The sequence below is a fragment of the Reinekea sp. genome (assembly GCF_046710285.1).
Classification (GTDB): Bacteria; Pseudomonadota; Gammaproteobacteria; order Pseudomonadales; family Natronospirillaceae; genus Reinekea.
The window spans coordinates 61764-73885 of sequence record NZ_JBKEGY010000009.1 but is presented as its reverse complement, the minus strand read 5'-3'; the positions used below and the strand labels follow the sequence as shown (position 1 = coordinate 73885).

Below are 12122 nucleotides of genomic sequence, written 5' to 3'. Positions count from 1 at the left end.
CCTATTACTAAGCGCGAATAAATTCAAGCACTGGATTTATTTGCGCGTAGGTATGCAAACCCGGTGCATGACCACAGCCTTCAACGGGTAGATAATCCATGTCAGGTTTAACATCTCGCATTTTTTTAACAATAGAAATAGGTAAGACATCTGAATTCAAACCATGCACTAACATCATCGGTACATCTATTAGTTCAAATAATGGCCATAAGGTCACAGCGGGCTTGGATGAATCAAACTGCTTCACTATGTTCGGGTCGTAATGACTGACCCAATGACCGTTATCTAAACGACGACTGCACTGCACCGCCATTTGATGCCATTGTTGATCCGTTCGCTCGCCAAAGGGGGCATAAAGTTGACGAATGCGTTGTTCGAACTCAGTCAGCTTACCAAACTCTGGAAAATCGCCCACATATTCAATTATTCGCGCCAATGACTGCGCCGGAATTTCAGGGCCGATATCATTAATAACCAGTTTGTTAATAACGGGTTTTAATACCGATGTTGCCGCCACCAACCCTAAAATTCCGCCCATACTGGTGCCAACCCAAGTGCACTGAGTAATAGAATAATGTTTTAAAAGCGCAACAACGTGGTTCAAATAAACCGGAACCTCGTACTCGGCGGAATCGTCTGCCCATTGAGATAAGCCTCGGCCAATGGTATCGGGCGCAATGACCCGATAGCCTTGCTCCGCTAACGAATCAGCAAGCTCAATAAAATCACCGCCGGTTCGCGCTAAGCCATGCCAACACACAACCGTTTCTGTTGCGTTTCGGTTCCAGATTCGGACATGTATTTCACGATTATTGCAGACAATAAAATCTTGCTCAAACATATCATGATTTCCCTTTTACTAACCGACCCACGATTCCTTGCGGGAAGAAGTACACCATTACCACGAACAAAATACCCAACCAAAGCAACCAACGCTCAGGGTTGAACAACTCAACCAAAAACGGCACATCAACTAGGGCTTCATGCACACTGCCCATGAGTTGGTTTAAATAGTTTCTCGCCAACATCAAAAAAGTTGCGCCGATAATAGCCCCATACAACGATCCCATACCGCCAATAACAACCATGAGCAAAATATCAATCATAATGGTGAGTGACAGAACCGATTCAGGCCCAGTATAGCGCAGCCAAAGTGCCATCAGTACGCCGGCAAGTGTTGCGATGGTCGCGCTGATAACCGTAGCAGCGGTTCGGTAATACACGGTGGTATAGCCGATGGCTTCAGCTCTGAACTCGTTTTCGCGCAAGGCTTTTAATACTTGACCAAACGGCGAGGCAATAATCCGAATCATTATCAAAAACAAAACGGTTGATACAGCAAAGATAAAATAGAAGTTTATAATTTTACCGGTTATTCGAACCCCTAAAAACTTCTCATCCATCAGTTTAAACGCGGGCGTCAACAACCGAGGAATTTTATACGTCATACCATCTTCGCCACCGGTGTAGAGGTAGAGTTGCGACACCAAGACCGACGCCACACTGGCGACTGCAAGCGTGATCATGGCATAAAAAATAGCCTTAACTCGTAAAGAAACTAATCCAATGGTAATGGCCACTAGTGCTGAAATGATGACCGAAATTATCACTGCAACCAACAACACGCCAAAACCTGGTGTGAAGTTATCAAAACCTATCGCCACTGAATAAGCGCCCACACCGAAAAATAACGTATGAGCGAAACTTACCACACCGGTATAACCTATTAATAAGTCATAAGAGGCGACCAACACAATAAATATACATAAGCGCGCCGCGGTATCGAGTGCTCGGCTGCCTTCAAATATAAACGGGGTTAGTAAAATAGCGAGTAAAATAGTCGCTAAAATGGCGCGCAGTATTTTGCTCTTTGGCAAAGTATCCTTTATAGCTTGATACATAGTTAGCTTCCTTTTGAAACAGGTACGAGGCCTTTAGGGCGCCACAACAGCACGGCAACCATTAAGATCAATGTTGATACCAAAGCCAACTTTGGAAAAACAAAGCCTACGTAATTCGTCAGTAGACCCACCATTAACGCGGCAAGAAAACAGCCTTCTATCGATCCTAAGCCACCAATAATGGCAACAATAAAAACGGTAATCATCAGGTTTTGGCCAATGTGGGCCGTAATAACTTCGTCGTACATTCCCCACATTACACCACCGATGCCGGCTAGCGCTGAACCTGCAATAAAAACCAAAATAAATAGTTTTTCGATGTCATAGCCAAGCGACTTCACCATCTCTTTATCTTCGACACCTGCGCGTATCAATAAACCCAAGCGTGTTTTTACAAACACCCATCGCAAGCCAAAGAACAAGGTGACTCCTAACACGACTGCCATTAACCGATACTTTTCAAATATGAAATCCCCAAACTGAAAACTGCCTTGAAAAGTCTCTGGCTTTAACCATGATCGTTCTTGGTTACCCCAAAGCACATAGATGATTTCTTCGGCAACAATCATCCCGCCTGTGGTAATCAGAATTTGCATTAGGTGATTTCCATAAACATGCCGAATAATAAGTCGCTCAAAAACCCAAGACAGTAAGCCTACTATCACTGCTGCTACGAGCATGGCAAAGACAAACAAGCCAACTTGCATCCAAGCATTACCCGAAGAATTAACATCGGGCCAAAAGTTCATCACGCTATAGCCCACAAAAGCACCAAACGAGATAAAGGCGCCATGACCAAAGTTAAGTACATCCATAAGACCAAAGACTAGAGTAAAACCGGAAGTCATAACAAAGATCATCATTCCCATTGCGATGCCAGCAACAGTTAATGTCATCCAAGCGGTTGGATCTTGAATAAATAAGAATCCGATGATGGCAAAGGCTAACAATAAAAATACCGACTGCATTGTCGGGCTTTGTCGCCAATTCTCCGTGTGCTTTACAGATACTTCGGTTTCTGGAGTATCCGCTGCTACTTTCTGTGTATTAAGTGTCATTGGTGCGACTCCATTGATAGACCTAACAACTTAGATTGTTTTTCTTTATCGGCTACAAACTCAGCCATCTCACCTTCATGAACAACAACGCCGTCGTCCATAATAGCGAGATGATCACCTAGCATGCTTGCCATTCTAAAGTTCTGTTCAACCATTAAAATTGTCGTGTTGTTTGCTTTAAGTTGATTGAAAGCGGTGATTAGGTTTTCGATAATGGCCGGCGCCAGCCCCTTACTCGGCTCATCAACTAATAACAGTTCACAAGGCTCAATAATGGAACGGGAAATTGATAACATTTGTTTCTGCCCACCCGACAATTGGCCTGCAGGCCAATTCCAAAACTTTTCAATAGCGGGAAATAGACTAAACACCCACTCCAACCGCTCGGGGTCAATTTTGTTTTTGCGTGTCGCAAGGCGTATATTCTCTTCAACACTTAAACCTGAAAATATGCCCATGTTTTCTGGTACATAATGCAAGCCTCGCTTAGCAATGGTCACGGTCTCATCGCTATGAATTTCTTCACCATTGAGGGTTATCGTTCCGCTTGCCGCTTGCCACAACCCCATTATGGTTCTCATGGTGGTCGTTTTACCGGCGCCATTACGACCTAACAGCATGGTCACTTGATTTCTAGGTACTTCAAAACTGACACCGTGTAAAATGTGATACTGAGCAATGTGCGTATGAACAGAATCTAACGATAAGACTGTATCTTTTTTCGAATTTTTCTCTGCAACTTGACCGTTCATTAGGCGACCTCTTCTTCGAGCAATTCACCTAAATAGGCTTGGCGGACAACATCGAGTGCCATCACTTCATCTGGCTTACCATCGGCTAATAGGTGACCATTGTGAAGTACGATAATTCGATCCGCTAAAGTGCGAATGACATCTAACTTATGCTCTACTAGCAGTATGGTTCGGTTGCCTTCGTTTTTTATTTTTTCTATTAATTCTAACAAAACGGGGGCTTCATCTACGCTCATCCCCGCCGTTGGTTCATCGAACATCATCACTTTTGGATCCATCGCAAGCATCATGCCTACTTCTAGTCGGCGTTGTGCTCCGTGTGACAATGCACGTGCTAATTCTTCAGCTCGATCTGTCAATTCAATGGTTTCTAATAACTGGTTAACTTCTTCGCGAACCGTATCTAGCTTGCTGGCCAACTTCCAGATTTTTGGTCCAAACCCTAGGCGAGCTTGAACAACCAAAGTTAAGTTTTCAGCTACGGTTAAATTTGGAAATAATTGAGTCAATTGAAACGCTCGACCTACCCCTTGTTTAGCCCGCTTTGCAACAGACCACTTAGAGATGCTTTTTCCATCTAAGAAAACATCACCTTCTGAAGCCGCAAGCTGCCCAGAAATTAAATTAAAGTAAGTTGTTTTTCCGGCACCATTTGGCCCGACAATGGCAGTCAACGTGCCCATTTCAAACTCAGCGCTAACATGATCAACCGCAATATGACCACCGAAACGAATACTTAAACCGCTCGTTTTTAAGACGGCATTCGAATCTTGACTCGGCATGATTCACCTCATTGTTATTTTTTAGATATTGAAGTGGGCACACCCTCGTGCGCCCTAGAAGTGCTTACTTTTTCATATCGCCAATAGGTACATCCATTTCAGAGGCAGGTATTTCACGAACTAACTCTAAGCGAGCCCATTCATAGGCATCATCTACAACAACCTTGAAGTGATACATAGATTGAAGTGCCTGGTGGTCCTCTGCGCGGAAAGTCATGATACCCTTCGGCGTATCCCAACTCATGCCTTCCAATACGTTGATTAGGTCATCGGTATCGGTACCGCCAGCTTTTTTAATTGCTTCAACAACGGCAATGCCCACACTCATACCACCAGCGGTGAACATGTCTGGTGGAGAGTCAAAACGCTTGTAATGCTCTTTAACCAACCAATCGTTTATCGCATTCTTCGGGTTTTCGTAATAGTAATAAGTTGCACCTTCTGCACCTGGGAACTGCTTATAAGCAGGTAATGCAGCTAAAATATTGCCCGCTAATGCGAACTCAATATCATAACGCTCAGGGTTCATCGCCTGTAACTTGGCTAAAGGATTACCACCGGCCCATATTGTATAGATTAGCTTTTTACCTGGCTTATCTTTCAATGCATCAAATAAACGCTGCCCTGATGCGGTGAAATCGGTCGTTGTGGTTGGTACATATTCTTCATGCACCACGGTAGCGCCGGTACCTTTTAGTGCATTAATAAATGCAGTGGCACCATCGCGACCAAAAGCATAGTCTTGTGCTAATACGGCAATAGATACGCCTGGCTTACCAACGGCTTTCGCACTGGCGATTGCGTCTTGAGTAGAGTTACGAGCTGAATGGAAAATATACTTGTTCGAGTTTGCACCCGTAATTGAATCTGCTACAGCAGGCTCAACAAAAAGAATTTTTTCATATTCTTCAGCAACTGGCAGCATCGCCATGGCAACTCCAGATGAAACCGGGCCAATGGCCAAGTCAACTTCATCATCGGCGTAGGCCTCTTCGAGCATTGAGCGACCCACTTCTGGGTTTGCTTGAGAGTCTTTTTCGATGACAACGATTTTTTCACCATTAACCATCATGGTACCGTTAGTTGCATATTCCAGCCCTAACATTAACCCATCATGACTCTGCTTACCGTATGCACCTAAAGCACCCGAACTTGGATAAATATGGCCAATTTTTATCTCGGCGAAAGTTGCTGTACTTAGTGCAGTGACCATGACACCAACGGCCAACGTGACTTTGTTAATTTTCATGTGTATCTCCTGTTATTTTTGTTTTCTACTACAATGCTGGGTAGTTATTTTCTAACCCAATTTCTTACTAAACCTCGACGAATTTTGCCCGTGGCGGTTTTTGGCAGCTCGTCAATAAACTCAATACGCTTAGGGACTTTATAACGAGCTAAGTTTTCTTTACAAAATGCTAGGACGTCTTTTTGTGTTAAAAAATACCCTGGTTTACAAACAACTAAGGCCACACCTGTTTCACCCCAAATTCGATGTGGCTCGCCCATGACGACCACTTCTTCAACACCGTCAAAGCGGTTGATCATTTGCTCTATCTCGCTTGGGTAGACACACTCACCACCACAAATGAATAGGTCGTTCATGCGGTCTACTATCTGATACTGCCCTTCGACTAGCACAGCAACGTCACCGGTGCGAAACCAATCATTTTTAAACGCGGCTCTATTGTGGTCAACACTGCGCCAATAGCCTGGTGTAACCGCCGCGCCGCGAATCCATATTTCTCCGGCCTCGCCTTCATGTACTTCTGAACCATCAGGTCCTATTAGCTTTACTTGCGTGTACTTAACAACCTGTCCTACTGCCGTGGGTGAGTTCAATGCTTCAGATTTAGTTTGTAAAAACAGCGTTGGGCCAGATTCTGTCAGGCCGCAGCCATTTTGAATAACAACACCTTTGGCTTGCCAGCTAACCCAAAGCGCTTTTATTAACGGTGCTCCGCCACTGGCGATTAACTTAAAGCTATTGGGCAATGTTTCTTTGTTCTTGAACTCCGGCAAGTCAGCAATTTTTTGGAATAGTGTGGGTATAAATAATGCAGTGGTAATAGATTCGTTTGTCAGCTCTTTTAATAAGGCAATCGGGTTAGCCTCTGCATGTACTCGAACACTGCCACCTAGCATCAGAGTGGGAAGTGCGAATAAATTAATACCCGCAGTATGATAATGAGGTAAAACTGATAAATTGATGTCGCTGGGGGTTATATCTACCATGCTTTGAACATTTTTCACGTTCGCTACGTGCATGTTCCAGTTATAGATAACGGCTTTGGCGTCGCCTGTGGTACCTGACGTAAAGAGCAAGTACCAAGGTGTTCTTTCATCGATAGTCACGGCTATGTCGATGCCCGTATTGCCAATGTCATGCAATTCAATTAACGAGATATTTTGGCTTTTAGCCTTATGCAAGGGTTGTAGATGAGTCAGCATTTTTTCAAAAATGGGCTCATACAAAATTAGCGCAGGCTTGGCTAAGTCGACGATTCGCTGTTGAACGTGATTTGACTCGCGCCAGTTTAAAGGCAATAAGGTAATACTTAATTCTTTCGCCGCGAACAATACAGCAAAAAAATCTATTGAATTTTTCGCAACCCAGATAACGACATCACCCGGCATAACATGGCTTTGGTGTAGGTAAGCTTTCCAGCGCTGAGTTTGTTGGAATAAATCTTCGTAGCTCCATGCTCTATTCGTTGCAATGTCTACCAATGCAGGTCGATCGCCAAATTGATGCGCTAAGGCGTAGGACAATTTTAGCGGATCTATCATCGGGTTCATCTTTTCAACCCAAACTTTAATAAATCAATGATGGAATCAACGACTGCATCTAAGGATTCATCAGTAAACGCTTGATCTCCCCAAACAATGTAACGCTGGCCAATAAAATGCATCATTCCCATAATGGCCCAAGACCAGTTTTCAAGCTGCCCGTCACGTATTGATTCTTGATCGACTGCTTGCTTTAAGGCCTGCTGATAGCCTTCGGAAAAAGACATGTAATAGGCCTTGTGTACCTCAGGGTCTACAAATTGGCTTTCTTGTAGAATTCGATAAAGGTGAGGATGTTTGCGGATATAAGTTAGAAAGGTCCGCAGGCCAATACGCTCAGCTTCAATGCGATCTTCAACATTAATGACTGACTCTGACAATAATGAGCGAATGGTCCGGTTAATATAGAGCACCAATTCTCGTAGTACGTCTTCCTTGCACTTGAAATATAGGTAGAAAGTGCCTTGAGCTATACCTGCTCGGTAGGCAATGCCGGTAATTGAGCCTTCATGAAAGCCCTTTTCACCAAACTCAATTTCGGCGGCATTGAGTATTTTCTCAAGAGTTTGCTCACCACGCTTGGTCTTCGGTGCCAATACCTGACTGAGATTTTTGAGCGATTCCATAGCTAAACCTGACGACTGATTCATATTTCACATTATAGGGTTTCAGTCTCAGTTTCAAGTCAGAAAACTCCTACTTGAGTAGGAGGCTAAAATTAAATTTCCAGCCCGCAATAGAATGCTTGCTATGTGTTTTGTCTCACCTGATACTAAATATCGAGTTTATTTCAATAAAAGGAATTGATGGTGGACCCATTAATTATGTTAGTCGGCGTAGGGATCATCTCTATTTCGTGTCAGCTTCTTGCTTACCGTTTAAAAATACCCGCAATTCTCCCCTTACTTGTTTCTGGCATCTTGCTAGGCCCTGTATTTTCTGTCTTAAACCCAGATTTATTGTTTGGTGACCTACTGTTCCCCATTATTTCACTGTCAGTAGCCATAATCTTATTTGAAGGTGCCTTAACATTGCGTTTTCAAGATTTAGGCAGTCACGGTTCTATGGTGCGCAACCTTTGCTCGGTTGGGGCTATTGTTACTTGGGCTGTTATCACCCCAACGGCTTACTATGTGCTGGGCATCAGCTGGCAAATGGCATTTTTATTTGGTGCAATTGTCACCGTGACCGGCCCTACCGTAATTGTGCCTATGCTAAGAACAGTGCGGCCTTCGGCTAAAGTCGCCAACATTTTACGCTGGGAAGGCATTATTATTGACCCGGTAGGGGCATTACTTGCCGTTTTAGTGTTTGAATTTATCATCGCTTCGCAACATCCATGGCAACATACGCTAGAAGTGTTTGGCATGGTACTCGCGAGTGGTTTTGGGATTGGTGCGGCCGTTGGCTTCTTTTTGTCATGGGTGCTGCGCAAAAACTGGATACCCCATTATTTAGCCAATACAGCGGTATTGACCATTATGCTTGGTGCATTCGCACTTTCGAATTCTTTAGCTCACGAATCGGGCTTGTTGTGTGTGACGGTGATGGGTATCTGGATGGCCAACACCAAAGACCTTGATGTCAGTGACATTCTAGAATTTAAAGAAACGTTAAGCGTACTCTTAATTTCTGGCCTGTTCATATTACTTGCGGCCAGAATTGACCTAGCTTCAATTGTTGCAATAGGCTCAGGTGCAGCCATATTACTCGTGGTTATCCTGTTTGTGGCTCGGCCATTGAGCGCATACATCTCTTCGATTGGTACAGATCTCACTTGGCGAGAAACCGCCCTTATTTCTTGGATAGCTCCAAGGGGTATTGTAGCGGCAGCAGTCTCTTCATTATTTGCTTTAAAGTTAGAAACTCTCGGCTTTGCTGATGCTTCACTGCTGGTGCCCATGGTATTTCTGGTTATTGTCAGTACGGTATTTATTCAAAGTTTAACCGCTAAACCGGTGGCCAAGCTTTTAGGCGTCACCGCCCCGTCTCCGTCTGGTATTTTAATATTTGGAGCCAGTTCATTTGCACGTGCGTTCGCCAAGCTTCTAAAGGATAAAGGCGTTAATGTCTTACTTGCGGATACCAACTGGGACTCTATTCGCCAAGCACGTATGGATAATCTAAACACTTATTATGGCAACCCAATCTCAGAACATGCACGCCTAACATTAGATTTGTCAGCCTATGGGCGAGTTTTAGTACTATCACCATACAAGCAGCTCAACCCACTGGTGACCTATCACTTTGAAGACGCCGTTGGTAAAGGCAAGGTTTTTGGTTTAAATCATAGCGAGCAACCAAAAACGGCAAGCCATAAAGTATCTGAAGATTATGCTAAAAAATTGGGGCTCTTTTCTGACAATGCTAGCTACAGTAAGTTAGCCAGCTTGATGGCTAAAGGCGCGACGATAAAATCAACCAAGCTATCAGAAGAGTTTTCATTCGAGGATTACAAACAAGAATATGGTTCACGTGCAATGCCACTTTGTGCAATAGATCCTAATGGTCGAACCTACGTCAATGATCTAAGCAGTGACTTTGTAGCGAAAGCAGACTGGGAAGTGGTTAGCTTAATTAGCTCTGAATAATGATGGGTAAAGTGGATCGATGCGAGAAGCATGATCCGCTTTTTTGATTATACTTTTAGTAAAGATAAAATTTTAGTTAGCTCTTCAACAGCTGAAACACTGGCGGTGTTATTACGTTTGAGCGAAGAAACTATATCGCTCAAATCGGTAGATGAATCACCAATCAACACTAAACTTTGATTCACCTGTTCGGCAACATTTGATTGTTCTTTGGCTACCGATGCAACTTGCATCGTGTTATCTGAAATTCTAGCAAGTCGTCGGTTCACTTCAGTTATTTTTTCAGTACTTTCAATCGTCGATGCCGCCGTACTCTCAACATCCTGCTTGCTGCCTTCGATCAAGGTCACGGCCTCATTTACATCTTTTTGCAATGTTTTAATGAGCACATCAACTTCTTCAGTCGATTGTGCCGTTCGGGCTGCCAAACTACGAACCTCATCTGCGACGACAGCAAAGCCACGACCTTGTTCGCCCGCTCGGGCTGCTTCAATTGCGGCGTTTAGCGCCAACAAGTTCGTCTGTTCTGCAATGCTCCGTATGGTGTCTAAAATACCATAGATCGCATCACTGCTCTGAGATACTTTACCCACTTGATCTCCGGCGGCAACAAGGCGAGTTGCAAGCTCTTCAACCATGTCTCTATTTTTTTCTACTAAGACCGTTGTTTCACCTAAAAAGCCACTAATTTCACGGGCAGCCGAACTGTTTTCAGAGGCAAGACTAGAGACCTCATTCGCTGTACTCGCCATTTCGGTGACGGCCGTTACAACACTGTCAACCTGCTCCGCCTGCCTATGTGTTGCATCATTAGCGACTGCGGTCGCTTGGGTAAACTCTGTGTTGCTGGTAGCAACAACATCGCGTTGATTCATCAATCGAACGATCATATCGCGTAATTTTTCACTAAAACTATTAAATCCATTAACTAAGTCATTCAATTCTTTATGCTTTTGCTGATCTAAACGCTGGGTTAGATCACCATTATTTGTCGCCAAATACGCCATTTTTCGAGCTATTTCTGAAAGTGGAGATGTAATGGTTTTCACTAAGAAGAAGAGTAACGCTAAACCAATAAATGCGATTAGCATGGCAATTAACAAGACCGTGACAACTGTCTTTTCCACTTTGTCTGATAACTCGGCTCTCAGTTTTAAAGTACTAGCAAACAAAGCTTGGGTTGGCACCCGAACGATAACACGCCACTCTTGCTCGGCCTGGCCAATTTGAAATGGAATACTATATGCCCAATAGTTGTCAGATTTGATTAAACCATTGATATTTGTAGAAAGATCGAGACCTGCCTCTTGCATGGACAAGCCAGCAATATCAGCCTGTTCAGTTGAACCAACGATTAGACCTTTCTCGCTGGTCATAGTGATATCGCCCGTCCCCTTCATTAACGTTTCTGAAATATCCGCTAATGCGGCCTCAATCTCAGGTAAATTAATGTCGCCACCCACTACACCCAAAAACGTAGTTCCTTGTAGAACGGGCGCAACATAGGATGTCATTAACACAAAACTGGTTTCGGTAATTTCATATAAATAGGGATCAAGCACACAATGTTTAGAGGTTTCATATGAACAGAGGTACCATTCTGCTTCGCGATTTCCATAGTCATCTCGTTCATCATAATACTTTTCTTCATGCACGCTGTCGTAGAATACATAGTCGCCGTCTTCAAGCACCCAATAGGTGTCTAAGGTACCTAAATCTGAACTATGACGGGAGTTTCCAATATTATCGGCATCACGACCATCGTAAGCATTTATTTCAAATTGGGCGTAAAGCGCATTCATATTAGGTGCGCTTTTCAGTATGGACTGAGTTAACGTACGAACTTCTTCACGAGATAAGGGTTGCCCATTATTATTTATAGACGTATCACTCATCACTTTAGCGAAACTGTCTACAACAGCGACAGATTCACCAAGATAATATTGAACTTCAGTTTTAGCCCTGAGAGCCGCTGTCTTTAACATTTCCTCTGCTTGTGCCTGCTGAACAGTTGTCAGCTCTTCTGTCGCAAAGTTACCGACAGTGTTAATTGAGGAAATGGCGTAAAATAACAGTGTTCCGATTAATAAAAATACGAACAGCCCCATCAGAAGCATGAGTTTTATACGAAGACTAAGGTTGTTCATCAAATTTGCCTGCAAAGTTAAGGACTATCCCTTATTATCGGCAAGCTACGATTCTTTCTTAAGTTTTTATTTTAAAATACTCAAAGATTATTAAACACCAC

At 43.6% G+C, this 12122-nt stretch carries 10 protein-coding genes; 1 reads left to right on the top strand and 9 read right to left on the bottom strand.

Annotation, left to right across the window (positions count from 1 at the left end; genetic code table 11):
• Positions 1 to 7 precede the first annotated feature (7 nt).
• The 8 genes from ACI882_RS08355 to ACI882_RS08320 all read right to left on the bottom strand — a co-directional run bounded on the left by ACI882_RS08355 (position 8) and on the right by ACI882_RS08320 (position 7933).
• Positions 8 to 841: an alpha/beta fold hydrolase gene (locus tag ACI882_RS08355; protein ID WP_411745253.1), complete on the bottom strand. Its 834-nt coding sequence runs from the start codon at positions 839 to 841 to the stop codon at positions 8 to 10.
• 1 nt (position 842) lies between these two features.
• Entirely contained in the window at positions 843 to 1901 is a 1059-nt protein-coding gene (locus ACI882_RS08350; protein ID WP_411745254.1) for a branched-chain amino acid ABC transporter permease, read from the bottom strand.
• Between the two features lie 2 nt (positions 1902 to 1903).
• Positions 1904 to 2959 carry a branched-chain amino acid ABC transporter permease gene (locus ACI882_RS08345; RefSeq protein WP_411745255.1) on the bottom strand — a complete coding sequence of 352 codons (1056 nt, stop codon included), beginning with the start codon at positions 2957 to 2959 and terminating at the stop codon, positions 1904 to 1906.
• Positions 2956 to 3711, bottom strand: a complete 756-nt coding sequence (locus ACI882_RS08340) for an ABC transporter ATP-binding protein (protein WP_411745256.1) — start codon at positions 3709 to 3711, stop codon at positions 2956 to 2958. The genes ACI882_RS08345 and ACI882_RS08340 overlap by 4 nt, the downstream gene beginning before the upstream one ends.
• Complete coding sequence (locus tag ACI882_RS08335; RefSeq protein ID WP_411745257.1) at positions 3711 to 4493, bottom strand: ABC transporter ATP-binding protein; 783 nt, start codon at positions 4491 to 4493, stop codon at positions 3711 to 3713. Before ACI882_RS08335 ends, ACI882_RS08340 begins: the two co-directional genes overlap by 1 nt.
• 64 nt (positions 4494 to 4557) lie before the next feature.
• A complete protein-coding gene (locus ACI882_RS08330) occupies positions 4558 to 5742 on the bottom strand; it encodes a substrate-binding domain-containing protein (RefSeq protein ID WP_411745258.1) in 1185 nt (394 codons plus the stop codon).
• Positions 5743 to 5786: 44 nt separating this feature from the next.
• On the bottom strand, positions 5787 to 7283 hold the full coding sequence (locus ACI882_RS08325) for a class I adenylate-forming enzyme family protein (protein ID WP_411746270.1): 1497 nt from the start codon (positions 7281 to 7283) through the stop codon (positions 5787 to 5789).
• A 5-nt stretch (positions 7284 to 7288) separates the two neighbouring features.
• Positions 7289 to 7933, bottom strand: coding sequence for a TetR/AcrR family transcriptional regulator (locus ACI882_RS08320; protein ID WP_411748462.1), 645 nt, complete (start codon positions 7931 to 7933; stop codon positions 7289 to 7291).
• Between the two features lie 156 nt (positions 7934 to 8089).
• Here ACI882_RS08320 and ACI882_RS08315 point away from each other — a divergent pair, with 156 nt between their 5' ends.
• Complete coding sequence (locus ACI882_RS08315) at positions 8090 to 9874, top strand: cation:proton antiporter (RefSeq protein ID WP_411746269.1); 1785 nt, start codon at positions 8090 to 8092, stop codon at positions 9872 to 9874.
• 47 nt (positions 9875 to 9921) lie between these two features.
• On the opposite strand, the gene ACI882_RS08310 is transcribed toward ACI882_RS08315, so the two are convergent.
• Positions 9922 to 12021, bottom strand: a complete 2100-nt coding sequence (locus ACI882_RS08310) for a methyl-accepting chemotaxis protein (RefSeq protein ID WP_411745706.1) — start codon at positions 12019 to 12021, stop codon at positions 9922 to 9924.
• Positions 12022 to 12122: the final 101 nt, after the last annotated feature.